Annotated in this window: 16 protein-coding genes; 13 read left to right on the top strand and 3 right to left on the bottom strand. The window is 67.1% G+C overall.

Annotation, left to right across the window (positions count from 1 at the left end; genetic code table 11):
* Positions 1-6 precede the first annotated feature (6 nt).
* Positions 7-1,101, bottom strand: coding sequence for an alkene reductase (locus tag QMX81_RS06690; protein ID WP_282259897.1), 1,095 nt, complete (start codon positions 1,099-1,101; stop codon positions 7-9).
* Between the two features lie 208 nt (positions 1,102-1,309).
* Between QMX81_RS06690 and QMX81_RS06685 the strand changes: the two genes are divergently transcribed.
* The 7 genes from QMX81_RS06685 to dld all read left to right on the top strand — a co-directional run bounded on the left by QMX81_RS06685 (position 1,310) and on the right by dld (position 8,615).
* A complete protein-coding gene (locus QMX81_RS06685) occupies positions 1,310-2,068 on the top strand; it encodes an SDR family NAD(P)-dependent oxidoreductase (RefSeq protein WP_282259895.1) in 759 nt (252 codons plus the stop codon).
* A gap of 99 nt (positions 2,069-2,167) precedes the next feature.
* Positions 2,168-2,626 (top strand): MgtC/SapB family protein, encoded by a 459-nt coding sequence (locus QMX81_RS06680; protein ID WP_121037036.1) that lies wholly within the window; start codon positions 2,168-2,170, stop codon positions 2,624-2,626.
* Positions 2,623-3,057 (top strand): VOC family protein, encoded by a 435-nt coding sequence (locus tag QMX81_RS06675; RefSeq protein WP_121037034.1) that lies wholly within the window; start codon positions 2,623-2,625, stop codon positions 3,055-3,057. The genes QMX81_RS06680 and QMX81_RS06675 overlap by 4 nt, the downstream gene beginning before the upstream one ends.
* A 185-nt stretch (positions 3,058-3,242) precedes the next feature.
* A complete protein-coding gene (gene lldP, locus QMX81_RS06670; protein WP_282259890.1) occupies positions 3,243-4,901 on the top strand; it encodes an L-lactate permease in 1,659 nt (552 codons plus the stop codon).
* A gap of 67 nt (positions 4,902-4,968) precedes the next feature.
* Positions 4,969-5,733 carry a transcriptional regulator LldR gene (lldR, locus tag QMX81_RS06665; protein ID WP_121041082.1) on the top strand — a complete coding sequence of 255 codons (765 nt, stop codon included), beginning with the start codon at positions 4,969-4,971 and terminating at the stop codon, positions 5,731-5,733.
* A 3-nt stretch (positions 5,734-5,736) separates the two neighbouring features.
* Positions 5,737-6,897: an FMN-dependent L-lactate dehydrogenase LldD gene (gene lldD / locus QMX81_RS06660; RefSeq protein ID WP_121037030.1), complete on the top strand. Its 1,161-nt coding sequence runs from the start codon at positions 5,737-5,739 to the stop codon at positions 6,895-6,897.
* The gene (dld, locus tag QMX81_RS06655; RefSeq protein ID WP_121037028.1) at positions 6,894-8,615 is read left to right on the top strand and encodes a D-lactate dehydrogenase; all 1,722 of its coding nucleotides are present in this window, start codon (positions 6,894-6,896) and stop codon (positions 8,613-8,615) included. The genes lldD and dld overlap by 4 nt, the downstream gene beginning before the upstream one ends.
* A gap of 33 nt (positions 8,616-8,648) precedes the next feature.
* On the opposite strand, the gene QMX81_RS06650 is transcribed toward dld, so the two are convergent.
* Positions 8,649-8,954: a hypothetical protein gene (locus QMX81_RS06650; RefSeq protein WP_121037027.1), complete on the bottom strand. Its 306-nt coding sequence runs from the start codon at positions 8,952-8,954 to the stop codon at positions 8,649-8,651.
* Positions 8,955-9,072: 118 nt separating this feature from the next.
* On the opposite strand from QMX81_RS06650, the gene QMX81_RS06645 reads away from it, so the two are divergent.
* From QMX81_RS06645 to QMX81_RS06625, 5 genes are all read left to right on the top strand, one after another.
* Positions 9,073-9,567: a DUF1543 domain-containing protein gene (locus QMX81_RS06645; RefSeq protein ID WP_121037025.1), complete on the top strand. Its 495-nt coding sequence runs from the start codon at positions 9,073-9,075 to the stop codon at positions 9,565-9,567.
* 100 nt (positions 9,568-9,667) lie between these two features.
* Positions 9,668-10,294: a decarboxylase gene (locus QMX81_RS06640; protein ID WP_152151351.1), complete on the top strand. Its 627-nt coding sequence runs from the start codon at positions 9,668-9,670 to the stop codon at positions 10,292-10,294.
* 86 nt (positions 10,295-10,380) lie between these two features.
* On the top strand, positions 10,381-11,169 hold the full coding sequence (locus tag QMX81_RS06635) for a CDP-diacylglycerol diphosphatase (protein ID WP_282259875.1): 789 nt from the start codon (positions 10,381-10,383) through the stop codon (positions 11,167-11,169).
* On the top strand, positions 11,166-12,020 hold the full coding sequence (locus QMX81_RS06630) for a hypothetical protein (RefSeq protein ID WP_282259873.1): 855 nt from the start codon (positions 11,166-11,168) through the stop codon (positions 12,018-12,020). Before QMX81_RS06635 ends, QMX81_RS06630 begins: the two co-directional genes overlap by 4 nt.
* A gap of 125 nt (positions 12,021-12,145) precedes the next feature.
* Entirely contained in the window at positions 12,146-12,913 is a 768-nt protein-coding gene (locus tag QMX81_RS06625; protein WP_088433354.1) for a SapC family protein, read from the top strand.
* Positions 12,914-12,988: 75 nt separating this feature from the next.
* Here QMX81_RS06625 and QMX81_RS06620 read toward each other — a convergent pair whose 3' ends face one another.
* Positions 12,989-13,705 carry an MgtC/SapB family protein gene (locus QMX81_RS06620; protein ID WP_282259871.1) on the bottom strand — a complete coding sequence of 239 codons (717 nt, stop codon included), beginning with the start codon at positions 13,703-13,705 and terminating at the stop codon, positions 12,989-12,991.
* A 164-nt stretch (positions 13,706-13,869) separates the two neighbouring features.
* On the opposite strand from QMX81_RS06620, the gene QMX81_RS06615 reads away from it, so the two are divergent.
* Positions 13,870-16,593: a TonB-dependent receptor gene (locus QMX81_RS06615; RefSeq protein ID WP_282259869.1), complete on the top strand. Its 2,724-nt coding sequence runs from the start codon at positions 13,870-13,872 to the stop codon at positions 16,591-16,593.
* The last annotated feature ends 29 nt before the right edge of the window (positions 16,594-16,622 follow it).

The following is a 16,622-nucleotide window of genomic DNA, read 5'->3' as shown; positions in this document are numbered from 1 at the left end:
CGCGGATCAGCCTGAAACGCTGGGGTAGTCGGTGTAGCCGTGCGCACCGCCGCCGTACAGCGTGTCCTGGTCCAGCTCGGACAGTGCTACGCCGAGACGGAAGCGCTCGACCAGATCCGGGTTGGCGATGAAGGGGCGGCCGAACGCGATCATGTCGGCATAGCCCGACGCCACGGCCGCTTCCGCGCGTGCCTGGTCATAGCCGTTGTTGGCGATCCAGGCTCCCTTGAATTTGGCGCGCAGGGCGGCGTAGTCGAAGGCGATGTTGTCGCGTGGGCCACCGGTCGCCCCTTCGATCACATGGATGAAGGCCAGCGGGCCGATGGCATCCAGGCGCTCCACGGCGCGTTCGAACAACGGCTGCGGGTTGGAATCCTCCGCGTCGTTGGCCGGTGTCACCGGCGACAGGCGCACACCGGTGCGTTCGGCGCCGATTTCCGAGACGATCGCGCGGACCACTTCATCGAGCAGGCGGGTGCGGTTCTCGATGCTGCCACCGTAGCCGTCGGTGCGGTGGTTGATGCCATCGCGCAGGAACTGGTCGATCAGGTAGCCGTTGGCGGCATGCACTTCCACGCCGTCAAAACCGGCGGTGATCGCGTTGCGCGCGGCCTGGCGGAAGTCCTGGATCAGGCCGGGAATTTCGTCCAGGCGCAGGGCACGTGGTTCGGAGACCTCTTCAAAGCCCTTGGCCGTGAACGTTTTGGTGTTGGCACGCAAGGCACTCGGTGCTACCGGGACCTCGCCCTCGGGCAGCAGGCTGGTGTGCGAGATGCGGCCGACATGCCACAGCTGCAGCACGATCTTGCCTCCGCGTGCATGCACCGCATCGGTGACCTTCTTCCAGGCGTCGATCTGGGCTTGGCTGTAGATGCCGGGTGTGTCGAGATAGCCCTGGCCCATCGGGCTGATCTGGGTGGCCTCGGCGATGATCAGGCCGGCGCTGGCGCGCTGCTCGTAGTACTGGATGGCGAGCGGATTGGGGATGCGGTCGTTGATCGCGCGGTTGCGGGTCAGCGGTGCCATTGCGACGCGGTTGGCGACGTCGATGGCCCCCAGGCGGGTGGGGGAGAACAACTGGCCGTCATTGGAGTCTGTCATGGGTTTACCTTGGGGGAGGGCGGCCGCCATCGGCGGATGAAAGAAGGGATGTGGGCGTACGACCCCGAGCATAGGCCCAGGTGCGTTGCAGTGATGGGAAGGATTGTTGCGAAGCATCCTGTGCACGTTCTGTAACGTTTTCGCGGCGTATGGTCCAGGCATGGGCAGGCACTGCCCGCAGCCTTATTCCAACCCGAGGAACAACGCGATGATTGATTATCAACTCAAGGAAAAGGTCGCCATCGTCACCGGCGGCGTCTCCGGCATCGGCCTGGCCGTGGCTGAGCTGCTGGCCGATTCCGGTGCAGCGGTAGCGGTGTGGGATCTCAAGGCCGACGCCGTCGAGAAAACCGCCGAGACGCTGCGGAAGAAAGGCGTGAAGTCGATCGGCATCGCCTTGAACGTCACCGACGAGCACGCCGTTGAAGCGGCCGTGAAGCAGACCGTCGAGGAACTCGGCGGGCTAGATATCGCGGTGAACAACGCCGGTATCGGCGGGCCGTCGGCGGCCAGCGGCGACTACCCGGTGGAGGGCTGGAAGAACGTCATCGACGTCAATCTCAACAGCGTGTTCCTGTGCCAGCGGGCGCAGATCCAGGCGATGCGCAGCGCGGGCAAGGGCGGCAGCATCATCAACATGGCCTCCATCCTCGGCCAGGTCGGTTTCAACAACTCCGCGGCCTATGTCGCGGCCAAGCATGGGGTCGTCGGTCTGACCCAGACGGCGGCGTGGGAGCACGCCGCGGACAAGATCCGCATCAATGCGGTGGGCCCCGGGTTCATCGCCACGCCGTTGCTGGACAAGATGGACCCGAAGGTGAAGCAGGCGCTGGAGAGCAAGCACGCGCTCGGCCGGCTCGGCACCCCGGAGGAAGTCGCTGCGCTGGTGGCCTGGTTGGCCAGTGCGGACGCCAGCTTTGCCACCGGCACGTACTACGCCATCGATGGCGGTTATCTGGCGCAGTAAGCCTTGCAGCGGCAGGCTCACCCGGGCCTGCCGCTGGCTTCACGGTGCTCAGACGCCCTTGTCTGCGACGCTCCGTCCATTGCTGGATGAGAGGTGCAGATGGGACTGGAACAAGATCTATCAATCCTGCTGCGGATCGCCGTGGCAATGCTGCTCGGCGCCACGCTCGGCATCGAGCGGGAGATGGGCAAGCATGCGGCTGGGCTGCGCACGCACATGCTGATCGCCGGTGCCGCCGCCCTCATTGTCGGGCTCGGTGACAGCATTGCCGAGCACTTCCAGGAAGAGCGCTACCGCGACCTGCTGCAGGTCGATCCGGTCCGTCTGATCGAAGCAGTGGTGGCCTGCGTCGGCTTTGTCGCCGCCGGTACGATCCTGCGCGGTTCGCGCGACGATCAGGTCAGCGGCCTGACCACGGCCAGCTCACTGATCATGGCCGCAGCGATCGGTATCGCGGTCGGCATCGGCGAGTACGTGATCGCTGTCGGAGTGAGCGTGTTGTGCCTGATCGTGCTGGTGGTGTTCAGCCGTATCGCTAAGAAACTGGAGTCGTCATGAGCAGCGAACGTCCCTTCGAGATCCAGCGCATCGACCATGTGGTGCTGCGCGTGCAGGATCTGCCACGCGCGGTACGCTTTTACTGCGACGTGCTGGGCTGCACGGTTGCCCGCGAGCGGCCCTCGCTGGGCATGGTGCATCTGCATGCCGGCGAATCGCTGATCGATCTGATCAGTGTCGACGGCCCGCTGGGGCGCGAAGGTGGCGCAGCACCTGGGCGGGAAGGGCGCAATGTCGAGCATGTCTGCCTGCGCGTGGAGCCGTTCGACGCCGAACAGGTGCGCGCGCATCTGCAGGGGCTGAAGGTGGCGCTGAGTGGACCGGCCGAGCGCAACTACGGCGCGGAGGGCGACGGTCTGTCGCTGCGCCTGCGCGATCCCGATGGCAACTCGGTCGAGCTCAAAGGCCGCTCCAACGACTGCGGCTGTTAAATGGTAATACCAATAGGCGGGCCTAGACCTATGGTCTAATAGGCTCGCCTTGCGTTTGGCGTTTCAATGCGGGCAGTTTCAACGACTTCCATGAGTATTGGTACTACCAATGCTCATCGTTGAACGTTCTTGGCTCGTGCGGTGCTGACCGCGCGGGCCCCTGTCCGTCTTGATGAGATCCGCCGATGCAGGCCTGGCAACAACTGTATGACCCCGCTGGCAACCTCTGGCTGTCCAGCCTGATCGCGCTGCTGCCGATCGCCTTCTTCTTCGTCGCCCTGGCTGTGCTGCGCATGAAGGGGTGGCTGGCCGGCACGATCACCGTAGCGATCGCGTTGGCAGTGGCCCTGCTGTTCTACCGGATGCCGCTGTCGCAGGCGTTCGCGGCGGCCGGGTATGGCTTCGTCTATGGCCTGTGGCCGATTGCCTGGATCATTCTGGGCGCGGTGTTCCTGTACAAGGTCTCGGTCAAGACCGGCCAGTTCGACATCATCCGCGCCTCGATCCTGTCGGTGACCGAAGACCAGCGCCTGCAGATGCTGATGGTCGGGTTCGCGTTCGGCGCGTTCCTGGAAGGGGCGGCCGGCTTCGGTGCGCCAGTGGCGATCACCGCCGCGCTGCTGGTCGGGTTGGGCTTCAAGCCGCTGTATGCGGCCGGCCTGTGCCTGATCGTCAACACCGCGCCGGTGGCGTTCGGCGCGATGGGCATTCCGATCATCGTGGCCGGGCAGGTGACCGGTCTGGATCCGTTCGAGATCGGACAAATGGCCGGGCGCCAGCTGCCGTTCCTGACCCTCATCGTGCTGTTCTGGATCATGGCGATCATGGATGGCTGGCGCGGGGTCAAGGAAACCTGGCCGGCGGTGCTGGTGGCCGGCGGTTCCTTCGCGATCGCGCAGTACCTGACCTCCAATTTCATCGGCCCGGAGCTGCCGGACATCACCGCTTCGCTGACGTCGCTGGTCTGCCTGACCCTGTTCCTGCGCAGGTGGAGGCCCGTGCGGATCTTCCGCTTCGATACCGAGACCAGCGCTGAAGCCGCCGCCCAGGCACTGGAGGCCCCGCGCTATTCCACCGGCCAGATCATCAAAGCGTGGTCGCCGTTCCTGATCCTGACCGCGATGGTCACGGTCTGGAGCATCGCGCCGTTCAAGGCACTGTTCGCCGCCGGCGGCGCGCTGGAGCACTGGGTGCTGAAGATTCCGGTGCCGTCGCTGGATCAACTGGTGCAGAAGATGCCGCCGATCGTGCCGGTGCCGACCGGGTACGAGGCGGTCTACAGGTTCGATGCGGTCTCGGCGACCGGCACGGCGATCATGCTGGGCGCGGTGATCGCAATCGTGCTGCTGAAGATGCGCCCGGCCGCGGCGCTGCGCACCTTCGGCGAAACCGTCAACGAGCTGAAAGTGCCGATCTATTCCATCGGCATGGTGCTGGCGTTCGCCTTCATCGCCAACTACTCGGGGTTGTCGGCAACGTTGGCGCTGGCCCTGGCGCATACCGGCAAGGCCTTCACCTTCTTCTCGCCGTTCCTGGGCTGGCTGGGCGTGTTCCTGACCGGTTCGGACACCTCGTCCAACGCGCTGTTCTCGGCGCTGCAGGCCACCACGGCACAGCAGATCGGTGTGTCCGAGGTGCTGCTGGTCGCGGCCAATACCACTGGCGGGGTAACCGGCAAGATGATCTCGCCGCAGTCGATCGCCATCGCCTGCGCGGCGGTCGGCCTGGCCGGCAAGGAATCGGACCTGTTCCGCTTCACGGTCAAGCACAGCCTGATCTTCACCGTGATGGTCGGCATCATCACCACGGTCCAGGCCTACTGGCTGACCTGGATGATTCCCTGAGCCCATGCGCGGCATTCCGACCACCGGCATCGACCCCATCGCCCGCCACGCGGGCGACAATGGCGGCATGAAGAACGAACGCCTGTCCGACAAGGTGGCCGCGCAGCTGCGTGGCCTGATCCGTGAGCAGAACCTGCAGCCGGGCGACCGGCTGCCGGCCGAGCGACCGCTGGCGGTGCAGCTGGGGGTGTCGCGCACGGCGCTGCGCGAAGCGATCGCGCAGCTGGCCAGCCAGGGCCTGCTGAGCGCGCGGGTCGGCGGCGGCACCTACGTGAGCGAGCCGGCGGCCCGGGCCCGGCAGACCATCGATGAGCCGTTGATGCCGTACCTGCCGCTGTTCCAGGGGGACCCGGAATACCGCTTCGACGTGCTGGAGATCCGCCACGCGCTGGAAGGGGCGACCGCCTGGCATGCGGCATTGCGCGCCACCGACGAAGACCGCGCCAAGATCCGCCAGGCCTTCGATACCATGATGGCCGCGCACGGCAAGGACGATCCGGCCGGCGAGGCACAGGCCGATGCGGCCTTCCACCTGGCCATCGCCGAGGCCTCGCACAACCTGGTGCTGCTGCAGGTCATGCGCGGCCTGTTCGACCTGCTGCAGACCAATATCTCGCAGAGCCGCGAGAAGCTCTATACCTCGGCCCGCACCTTTGAGCCGCTGTCGGTCCAGCACCGCGAGATGATGGATGGGGTGCTCTCCGGCGACCCGGAACGCGCGCGTGCCGCCGCGCACGCGCACCTGGAATTCGTGCACACCTCCCTGCGCACGCTCGACGACAACGAAGCCCGGCGCGCACGTGCGTCGCGGCTTCCTTCTTCCCACGGTTGACCCATGATCATTTCCGCCTCCACCGATTACCGCGCCGCGGCACAACGCCGCCTGCCGCCGTTCCTGTTCCACTACATCGATGGCGGCGCGTATGCCGAGCACACCCTGAAACGCAACGTCGCCGACCTGTCGGACATCGCACTGCGCCAGCGCATCCTGCGCAACATGTCCGATCTGAGCCTGGAAACGGAGCTGTTCGGCGAACGCCTGGCGATGCCGGTGGCGTTGGCACCGGTCGGACTGACCGGCATGTACGCGCGCCGCGGTGAGGTGCAGGCGGCGAGGGCGGCGGCGAGCCGGGGGATTCCGTTCACGCTGTCCACGGTGTCGGTCTGCCCGATCGAGGAGGTGGCCCCGGCCATCGATCGGCCGATGTGGTTCCAGCTGTATGTGCTCAAGGACCGCGGCTTCATGCGCAATGCGCTGGAGCGGGCCAAGGCGGCCGGCGTGACCACGCTGGTGTTCACCGTGGACATGCCGACGCCGGGCGCACGTTACCGCGATGCGCATTCGGGCATGAGTGGCCCGAACGCGCCGGCGCGGCGCATGCTGCAGGCGGTGACTCACCCGCGCTGGGCGTGGGACGTCGGCCTGTTCGGCCGCCCGCACGATCTGGGCAACATCTCCACGTATCGCGGCAGCCCGACCGGCTTGGCCGACTACATCGGCTGGCTGGGCAACAACTTCGATCCGTCCATTTCGTGGAAAGACCTGGAGTGGATCCGCGAGTTCTGGACCGGCCCGATGGTGATCAAGGGCATCCTCGATCCGCACGATGCGCGCGATGCCGTGCGTTTCGGGGCCGACGGCATCGTGGTCTCCAACCACGGCGGGCGCCAGCTGGACGGCGTGCTGTCCACCGCGCGGGCCTTGCCGGCGATCGCCGATGCGGTCAAGGGTGAGTTGAAGATCCTGGCCGATTCGGGCATCCGCAACGGCCTGGACGTGGTGCGCATGATCGCGCTCGGCGCGGACAGCGTGCTGCTCGGCCGCGCCTTCGTCTATGCGCTCGCCGCGCAGGGCGAGGCCGGCGTGGCCAACCTGTTGGATCTGATGGCCAAGGAAATGCGTGTGGCGATGACGCTCACCGGCGCGAAGACCATCGCCGATATCAGTGCCGATTCGCTGGTGGACGCCACCCGGCGCCTTGCGGTCGCACCGTGAGCGGCGTCGGCAGCGATAGCGCCGCGTTGCTTGCGCAGCTGCGCGGCATCGTCGGCGACGCGCACGTGCTCTCGGGCGACAAGCCGACCCGGCGCTTCCGCAGGGGCTACCGCTTCGGCGACGGCCCGGTGCTGGCGGTGGTACGCCCGGGCACGCTGCTGGAACAGTGGCGCGCCCTGCAGGTCATCGTGGCGGCCGATGCCATCGTGATCATGCAGGCCGCCAACACCGGCCTCACCGGCGGCTCCACCCCCGATGGTGCCGATTACGACCGTCCCGTGGTGATCATCAGCACGCTGCGCCTCACCGGCGTGCAGCTGATCAACGCGGGCCGCCAGGTGGTGTGCCTGCCTGGGGCGACGTTGGACCGTCTGGAGAAAGTGCTCGCGCCGCTGGATCGCGAGCCGCACTCGGTGATCGGTTCGTCGTGCATCGGCGCGTCGGTGCTGGGCGGGGTCTGCAACAACTCCGGTGGCTCGCTGGTGCGGCGTGGCCCGGCGTATACCGAGATGGCGCTGTTCGCCCAGGTCGATGCCCACGGCCAGCTGCAGCTGGTCAATCATCTTGGCATCGCGCTGGGCGACACCCCCGAGCAGATCCTGGAACGGCTGCAGCGCGGCGACTACGTGCCCGCCGATGTGGACAACGGCAACGGCCGCGCCGCCTCCGACCCGCGGTATGCCGAGCAGGTGCGCCAGGTCGATGCAGCCACGCCGGCACGCTACAACGCCGATCCCTCGCGCCACTACGAAGCCTCCGGCTCGGCCGGCAAGCTGGCGGTGTTCGCGGTGCGGCTGGATACGTTTGCGCGCGAGCCGGGTGAGGTGTTCTACATCGGCAGCAACGCGATGGAGGATCTGACCGCGATCCGCCGCCATCTGCTGACCGCGTTCGAACGCCTGCCGATCTCCGGCGAGTACCTGCACCGCGAGGCGTATGACATCGGCGAGCGCTACGGCAAGGACACCTTCCTGCTCATCGATCGCTTCGGTACGGCCCGGGTGCCGGCTGCGTTCGCGTTGAAAAGCCGCGTCGATGGCTGGTTCGAAAGTCTCGGCCTGCACGGGGTCACCGACCGGGTGATCCAGTGGGCGATGCGCTGCCTGCCACGCCATCTGCCCGCGCGCATGGGCCAGTTCCGTGACCGCTACGAGCACCATCTGCTGCTCAAGGTGTCGGCGGTGGATGCCGCCGCAACCGAGACCTTCCTGCGCAATCACTTCGCTGACGGCGAGGGCGACTTCTTCCAGTGCACCGCCGGGGAGGGGCGCAAGGCGTTCCTGCATCGCTTCGCCGTGGCCGGCGCGGCCGTGCGGTATCGCGAAGTGCACCGGCGCGAGGTCGAGGACATCGTGGCCCTGGACGTGGCGCTGCGACGCGACGACCGCCAGTGGGTGGAACACCTGCCATCCAACCTCGATGCATGCCTGGCCGGCAAGCTGTATTACGGCCATTTCCTGTGCCACGTGTTCCACCAGGACTACATCGTGCGCAAGGGGGAAGATCCATTGGCCATCGAGCACGCGATGTGGGCGCTGCTGGATGCGCGCGGTGCCGAGTATCCGGCTGAGCACAACGTGGGCCACCTGTACCCGGCCAAGCCGCCGCTGGCGGCGTTCTACCAGCAGCTGGATCCCAGCAATACGCTCAATCCGGGCATCGGCCAGACCCCGAAGACGCGCGGATGGGGCAGCTGCGACTGCACCACCCACGGGTAGAGCCACCCATGGGGTGGCTTTACCCGCGCGGAATCACTCGCAACGGACGGCGGTGATCACGTTGTCCTTGTCGATGAACACCCGCAGGCGATCCTGGCGCAGGTCACGGGTGGTGATCGTGGCCGGGCCGATCGGGTTGATCAGGCCGGCGCCGCTCTGTACCAGCAGCTTGCGCATGTTCGCTTCGTCGGCCGGCTGGCCAACAGCCCAGCCCAGCGCATCGGCCTTGCACAGGCCTGGGCCCTTGATTTCCGGCCCCGGCGTGCTGACGCAGGCGGCCAGTGACAGGGTGCCTGCGAGCATGATCGCGGCGAGGGGATAGCGGTAAAGGGATGTCATCGGGTCGCTCCTGCGGGGTCAGGCGCCGACCATACCACCGCGGTGCGCAGGGACGTGTGGTGGCTACCCTGGCGTTACACTGACGGCCTCTCACGATCGATCATGCCGGGAGTCGCAGGTGCTGCACGTGTTCATGCTTGGCGGGCGCCATGCCCGGGCCAGGATCGAGGTCCACGATGTGGCCTTCGCCAACGTCGATGTCATCGAAGAGGCCTACCCGCAGTTGCGCCAGGAGTGGTTCGGCGAACGCAAAGGGCTGCATGTCGATGGCTGGCTCGCGGTGGATGGGGTGGAGGCGTACCAGGTGCGCTTCGGCGAGGTGGCCCCGGCGGCGGGCGCGCCGCGGCTCTACTTTCTCAATCTAGGCGGGTATGCCGCCGGCGCGCTGGGCGAGGCCCATGACTACCGGCTGCTGGTCGCCACCAGTGTCGAAGAGGCCAAGCACAAGGCCAGGGCGCTGCGCGATGCCAGCTGGTTCAAGCCGCATACCGATGCCCTGCTGGAGGTCGATGACTGCATCGCCATCGATCAGGTCGGCGGCCGGTATGTGCAGCTTGAGCGCGGGGAGCACCAGGGCATCGCGCTGGTCAGTGACTACATCGTGATCGGCTGAACGGCCCCGATTGCCCGCGGCCGTGCCGCTGGCGCATAGTGTCGCGGTCTTGTGAGGTCCGGCGATGTCGCCGCGACAGGTCAACCAACGGAAGTAGCGCATGCAGAGCAGGAAGATCACCGCCGCAGTGATCGTGACGCTGGGAATGATGATGGCAGGCAACGCCGTGGCGGCCGAGCCGGACGCACCGGTGTTCGGTGGCTGGCGCAACCTGCATTCGGCCAGTGGCGCCGAGCCGGTACTGAGGAACCAGCCGTTTGCGATCCTGCCGGGCGAGGTTGCCAAGGGCGAGCGCTTCGCGATCCTGGACCGCGAGAACAAGCAGGCAGTGTGCTGCCTGGTGGTGGACAGCGACCGCCTCGATGCGATCGCGCTGGAGACCCGCTACCGGCTGCCCGGGGTATGGATCGCCGATCTGCTCGGCAACGAGGACTACAACCGCCGGCACGGCGACCCGCATGTGTTCGCGATGAAGCGCGAAGGCGAGCTGGTCGACCACGTCTTCTCGCAGGAAGGCGGCGGCTACAGCGATCTCGGTGGCCTGCTGCTGCCGGCCGGGGCTGCGCTGGATGCCAGCGGCAACATCAAGCTCGGCACCGTCATGTACCGCCTGCAGGTGCAGTCGCAGCGGTTCGCCGATGACAACGGCGCGCTGGATCGTTACACCCTGCAGCCGCCGGCACCGGCCGCGCCGGTGGTGGTCGAGGTGCCTTACAGCACCTACTGACACGGAAGCGACAGAACCGGCACGGTACAATCGCGCCCGCCCACCGGCCGTGCCGGCCGGGCCCGCATCCTTGTCCGAGCCTGTCCGTGATCGCCCGATTCTTCCTGTCCTGTGCGCTGCTGCTGTTGGCCGCCTGCGCCACGCCGGCCCGGCCACCGGCCAAACCGCCCGCCAATCCAGACGCCCTGTGGGGCATCATCCAGCGCGATTGTGCCGGCGATGCCGCCCCCCGTGGCAGCTGCCTGGCGGTGGCCGCCGAGGCGCAGCGCCGCGATGTGCTGCTCAAGGATTCGCACGGCCACTACCAATTCCTGGTGTTGCCGCTGGACCGGGTCTCGGGGATCGAAAGCCCCGCGCTGCTGCGGGCCGGAGCACCGAACTACTTCGCCGCGGCCTGGGCCGCCCGCAGCCACACCGAGCAGGCGCTGGGCCGGTCCCTGCCGCGCGACGTGGCCAGCCTGGCCTTGAACTCCCCGCATGGGCGCTCCCAGCACCAGTTGCACATCCACGTGGATTGCCTGCGGGCGGATGTCCTGACCCAGCTGCGCCGGCTGCAGCCCTCCATCGGCGCGGACTGGCAACCACTGCCGGAGCCGCTGCGCGGGCATGCCTATCTCGCCCGCCAGCTGCCGGGTGCCGAGCTCACCGCGAATCCGGTCCGTCTGCTGGCCGCTCATCTGGCCGAGCCTGCCGATATCGGCAACTGGTCGCTGGTGGTGGCCGGGCAGACGGACCCCGCCGGTGCCCCGGGCTTCGTGCTGCTGGCCACCCGGCTGGACCTGGCGGCGGGCAACAAAGCCAGTGGCGAGGAACTCCAGGACCACGCCTGCGCCGTGCTGACCGGTGCAACCGGGCCGCTGGAGGGCGTGCTGTGAGGCGCACCTGGGCGTGGGCGGTATGGATGGTGCTGCCACCGTTGCCCGCGTTGTGCTGGGCAGCGGCGGATGACGCGGGTGCACGCCTGCAGGACGTGTCCGGCAATCGGCTGATACCGCTCGCGGCAGCGCCTGCAGGGGCAAGTGATGCGGCGGCCGGCGACCAAGGGTTCGACCCGCGCTGGTACTGCAGCGCGGACCAGCACTGGTGCGTGCGCGTGCAGCCGGGCGACGACGAGGAACAGGTGGTGCTGATCGTGCGTGAGCGCTCCGCTGGCAGGGATATCTCCCGCCGCGCGTTCGCGCTGGCCATCGGCAACGCCGAGGGCGGCCTGCAGCCTTGGCCGGCCCTGGTCGAACTTGGCCCGGCCGCGGGGGGCGGTGTACTGGTCGGCGTGGATGCCCAGGCCAGCACGATGTACTCCGGCGGCGGCGCCAGCGTGACCGAGCGGGTCGTGGCGCGCGTCATGCGCCACGCAGCCGACGCCGACTCTGGCGAGGTGCTGCGGCTGCCGGTGCAGGGCCATGCCAGCATCCGCGCCTGCTTCAGCGAGCGTGATATGGACCTCCGCGCCGGCGCCTGTCACGACGAGTATGGTTTCGATGCAGCGCTGAGCCTGGATCCGGCTGGCGAGGGCATGCCGGTGCTGCGCTATCAAACGCACGCGCACCGGTTTCCTGCGTTTGCCTCACGCAACCAGGATTCGCTTGCGCATGGCCGGGTAAAAACGTCGGAACTGCGCACCGTGTCGGATCCGGCCTGCTCGTATCAGCGGGTGTACCGCTTCCAGAACGGTGCCTATATGGCCGATCAGGCATTGCCGGACTGCAGCGAATTCACCGAACTGTAGTGGGGCGCGGGAATCCAACGCGCGATTGAAATAAAAACCGCGGACGTGGCACGTTATAGTGGCCGTTCAATGCGGTTCCCGCTTTCGCGCCCGGGCTGACTGGCGCGTCGTATCCGACTTAATCCATGACTGCTGAAACCACGACTCCGCCCGCCGCTGCGCCGTCCCAGGCCACCGGTCCGCTGTTCTACCAAGCGCCCGTGCCGCTGCGCTCGGATCTGCATGCCGCCTGGCGCCTGGTGCCCGACACCGCGCATTTTGCTGCCGACACCAATGCGATCCCCGCCGTGATCGGCGAGTTCGGCTCGCTGGCCCAGCATTACCCGATCATTTTCACCGGGAAGGACGCGATGCCGCTGGTGGCCGTCGGCCTGGCCCAGCGCAACCTGTTCGTTGCCGATGGCGTATGGGACGAGCAGAGCTACGTGCCGGCGTACGTGCGCCGCTACCCGTTCGTGTTCATGCAGGCCGGTGAGCAGGACGAGTACGTGCTCGCGCTCGACTCGGCCGCCAAGCAGGTCAACCAGGGCCAGAGCGAGGACGGCGTGCCGCTGTTCCAGGATGGCAAGGCGACCGAGATTGTCGACAACGCGATGCGCTTCTGCGGCGATTACACGCGCGAGCATGATCAGACCCGTCGCTTCACCGCCGCGCTGATCGAGAACGATCTGCTGATCGACCGCAACATCGACGTCACCCTGGCCGATGGCCGGCAGATGTCGATCAACGGCTTCCAGGTCGTGGACGTGGAGAAGTTCGCCGCGTTGCCGGACGCCACCGTCGTGGCCTGGCACCGCAGCGGCTGGCTGGCGCTGGTGCATCACCACCTGAGCTCGCTGGCACGTTTCAGCGCGCTGGTGAGCCGACAGAGCGCGCTGCCTGCCGACGCCTGATTCAAGGCGCACGGGCCATCACGGAAACGGCGGCCGCAGGGTCGCCGTTCTTCGTTGTGCAGGGTAAGGTGCGGATCAGTCGCGGGTGCTGACTTCCCAGTTGGCATGCACCACGGCCGGCTGCCGCTGCAGGCGGGCGACCACGGCATCGAGCTCGTCGGCACTGACCGCCGTGCTGACCAGGATCGCGACCAGCTCGACCGGGCCGTCGCCGTGTTCGATCACCTGCACGTCGCTGACCGGGTACTGCGCGGCCTCCAGTGCGTCCACCAGGCGTTCGCGTGCCAGGGGCGTGGCGGCAGGGTCCACGCTCAGGCGCACCTCGTAGGTCGCTTCAGAGGCGGCCTCATTGATCGGGATGCGGTTGATCGCGTTGACCAGCGGGCGCAGCAGCGTGTTGCCGGCGATGATCAGCACCGTCAGCAGCGCGCCTTCGGCCAGCATGTCCGCACCGGTGCACGCACCGACCGCCGCCGAGCACCACAGCGTCGCGGCGGTGTTCAGGCCACGCACGTTCATGCCTTCCTTCATGATCACACCGGCGCCAAGGAAACCGACCCCGGACACCACGTAGGAGATCACCCGCACGGCTTCAGCGTTGCCGGCGATGCGCATGCCCAGATCCACGAAGGCCGCTGCGCCGACCGCCACCAGCACATTGGTGCGCAGCCCGGCGGTGCGCTGGCGGTACTGCCGTTCCGCGCCGATCAACGTGCCGAGCACGAACGCGGCGACCAGGCTGACCACGGTGTCCAGGAAGGGATGCAGCTCGAAGGTCTGGATGAAGCGCATGCGGAGTCCTTGCAGGGCAGGGCTTAGGCGAAATCCCGATAAGCATATCCCGGGCGGTCATTTCCCCCTTTTCCGCCTGTTCAGCAGAATCACGGCCCCTCCCTCACTACACTCTGGCACGGGCCTGCCCGCGCCGGTACGTAGCTCTTTTACCGGAAATCTGCATGTCTGTGCTGTATCGCCCGCTGCGTCGGCGGGTCCTGGTTCTGTCGTTGTTGCCCCTGCTCGGCGCAGGTTCCATGGTCCACGCGGCCGATGCGCCCACCCAGCTCGATGCCGTCACGGTCACCGGCTCGCGCATCCCCCGCGCCAGCGTGGAAGGCCCATCTCCGGTCACCGTGATCACCCAGGAGCAGATCGAGGCGCAGGGCTACCGCAGCGCCTTCGAAGCGCTCAGCGCGCTGACCGAGAACACCGGCAACGTGCAGGGTGAGGATTTCGGCAACACCTTCACGCCGGCCGCCAACACCATCAACCTGCGTGGCCTCGGCCCCAACCGCACCCTGGTGCTGGTCAACGGTCGCCGCCAGTCGGATTACCCGCTGGCCTACGAAGGCTCGGTCAATGTGGTCAACCTGGCCAACATCCCGAGTGCGCTGATCGACCGGATCGAAGTGCTGGCCGGGGGCGCCTCGGCGGTGTATGGCTCCGATGCGATCGCCGGTGTGGTCAACATCATCCTCAAAAAGACCTACGACGGCGTCGGCATCAATGTGCGCGCCGGCACCACCGAACAGGGCGGCGGCGACAACCAGCGCCTGCAGGCGGTCGGCGGCGGCTCGGGCGAGCAGTGGGACGCGATCTTCGGGCTGGAGATCGCCAACCGCAAGGCCATCTACGGCTCGCAGCGCGATTTCATGGATTCGCTGACCGACGATCCGCGTGGCGTGGCACCGCTGGCGACGGCGGTGGCGTATCGCCGCAACGCCTCCACCAATAATTACATCGATCCCGGTGCCGACGGCTGCGATGCCACCAGCACGCTGTATGGCGACAGCGTGTTCCGCGCGCAGAATCCGCGCCAGGGCTGGTACTGCGGCAGCAATGAGGCCGCGCCCACGTTCTGGACCGTGCAGACAGAGAAGCGCAACATCGACGCCTACAGCGCGGTGACCTGGCGCTTGAACGATCGCCAGGAACTGTTCGCCGATGCGGCCATCGGCACCGCGCGCATCTACAACAACACCCGCGCACCGAGCTGGACCTCCTCGCGCAATTACTTCTACAACCAGAACAGCGGTCAGCTGGAAAGCTGGTACCGGCGTTTCGCACCGGAAGAGATCGGCGGCGTGCAGCGCAATGCCAACCGGTTCCTTGAGCAGTCCTGGTCGTTCAACGTGGGCGCGCGTGGCAGCATCGGCGGCTCGGACTGGGATTACGAAGCGGCCTACAGCCGCTCGCGCTATGAGAACAAGACGCAGCGCCCGGGCCTGTTGATCGGTATCAACGAGTACCTGCTCGGCCCGCAGCTCGGCACCCGCAATGGCGTGGAGGTCTACGCGCCGGATCCGTCGCGTCTGTACCAGCCGCTGACCCCGGGCGAGTACGAGGGCCTGTCGGACCGTTACGAGAGCCGCAACGCCGCGTGGCTGCAGACGGCCAGCGTCAGCGTCAACGGCCAGCTGTTCGATCTGCCCGGTGGCCGTGCCGCGCTGGCAGCCGTTGTCGAAGCGGGCAGCCAGGGCTACAGCAACCGCCCGGACCCGGCGTTGGCACAGGGTGCGTTCTGGAACCTCAATGCCGGCATTCCCGCCGGTGGCGAACGTGATCGCTATGCGGCCGGCGTGGAGCTGCAGCTGCCGTTGCTGGAGCGCCTGACCGCCACCGTGGCTGGACGCTACGACCAGTACCGCGCCGCCGGTGGTCACCTGGGCAAGGCGACCTGGAGCACCGGCCTGGAGTTCCGTCCGTTCGATACGCTGCTGCTGCGTGCCAGTGCGGCGACCAGCTTCCGTGCGCCGGACATGAACTACGTGTTCGCGACCGAAACGCGTGGCTACAACCCCGGCATGACCGACTACTGGCGCTGCCGCAGTGCCGGCCAGGCGTATGACGACTGTGACTTCAGCGGGCTGGCGATCGACTACACCAGCGGCGCCAACCCGCAGCTGCAGCCGGAAACCGCCAGATCGTATGGCCTGGGCTTCGTGTGGTCGCCCTCGGCGAACCTGGACTTCACGGCGGACTACTACGACATCCGCATTGACGATGAGGTCACCAACCTCGATGCCACCCGCATCCTGAAGGACGAAGCGGACTGCCGCCTCGGCCAGACCGTGGGCGGTGACGCACGCGATATCGGCTCGGCACAATGCCAGGATGCACTGCGCCGGGTGATCCGCAACCCGGCCGATGCCGCCGTGCAGCCCAACCAGGTCGTGCGCGTGCTGATCAACCCGATCAACGCCGCCTCCGAAACCGTGCGCGGCATCGACCTGAAGTCGAATCTGCGCTGGGATGCAGGCCGTTACGGTCGTTTCTCGGCCCGCGTGGCGTACTCGCTGGTGATCGACCACAGCTACCGCCAGTTCGCTGGCGATGACGTGCAGGACCAGCGCAATTCGCTGGATTCCTACCAGTGGCGCAGCAAGGTCAACGGCAGCGTCACCTGGGCGATCAATGACTGGACCGCCACGCTGTACGGCATGCGCTACGGCTCGTTGCCCAAGACCGACGGCAGTGGCCGCATCGCCCCGTACATGACCTACAACGCCAGCCTGTACCGCAAGCTCAATGACAACGCCACGCTCGGCCTGATCGTCAACAACCTGCGTGACAGCCGCCCACCGGCAGACAAGAACGGCGGTGGTTGGCCGTTCTACCCGGTCGGCAACTACGACCCTTACGGCCGTCAGTTGTGGCTGGAGTTCGACTACCGCTTCCTGTAATCCGCTCGCGGGCCCGGCAATGCCGGGCC

It is taken from the genome of Stenotrophomonas sp. PS02301 (assembly GCF_029959485.1).
GTDB classification, from domain to species: Bacteria; Pseudomonadota; Gammaproteobacteria; order Xanthomonadales; family Xanthomonadaceae; genus Stenotrophomonas; species Stenotrophomonas maltophilia_Z.
This window is presented reverse-complemented; position numbering and strand designations above follow the sequence as displayed.

Bases quoted from the DNA above. Each gene is read 5' to 3' on its own strand.
- lldP (WP_282259890.1), top strand. From the start codon at position 3,243: ATGCAGGCCTGGCAACAACTGTATGACCCCGCTGGCAACCTCTGGCTG.
- QMX81_RS06675 (WP_121037034.1), top strand. From the start codon at position 2,623: ATGAGCAGCGAACGTCCCTTCGAGATCCAGCGCATCGACCATGTGGTG.
- QMX81_RS06620 (WP_282259871.1), bottom strand. From the start codon at position 13,705: ATGCGCTTCATCCAGACCTTCGAGCTGCATCCCTTCCTGGACACCGTG.
- QMX81_RS06640 (WP_152151351.1), top strand. From the start codon at position 9,668: ATGCAGAGCAGGAAGATCACCGCCGCAGTGATCGTGACGCTGGGAATG.
- lldD (WP_121037030.1), top strand. From the start codon at position 5,737: ATGATCATTTCCGCCTCCACCGATTACCGCGCCGCGGCACAACGCCGC.
- QMX81_RS06615 (WP_282259869.1), top strand. From the start codon at position 13,870: ATGTCTGTGCTGTATCGCCCGCTGCGTCGGCGGGTCCTGGTTCTGTCG.
- QMX81_RS06625 (WP_088433354.1), top strand. From the start codon at position 12,146: ATGACTGCTGAAACCACGACTCCGCCCGCCGCTGCGCCGTCCCAGGCC.
- QMX81_RS06685 (WP_282259895.1), top strand. From the start codon at position 1,310: ATGATTGATTATCAACTCAAGGAAAAGGTCGCCATCGTCACCGGCGGC.
- QMX81_RS06680 (WP_121037036.1), top strand. From the start codon at position 2,168: ATGGGACTGGAACAAGATCTATCAATCCTGCTGCGGATCGCCGTGGCA.
- QMX81_RS06650 (WP_121037027.1), bottom strand. From the start codon at position 8,954: ATGACATCCCTTTACCGCTATCCCCTCGCCGCGATCATGCTCGCAGGC.
- QMX81_RS06690 (WP_282259897.1), bottom strand. From the start codon at position 1,101: ATGACAGACTCCAATGACGGCCAGTTGTTCTCCCCCACCCGCCTGGGG.
- lldR (WP_121041082.1), top strand. From the start codon at position 4,969: ATGAAGAACGAACGCCTGTCCGACAAGGTGGCCGCGCAGCTGCGTGGC.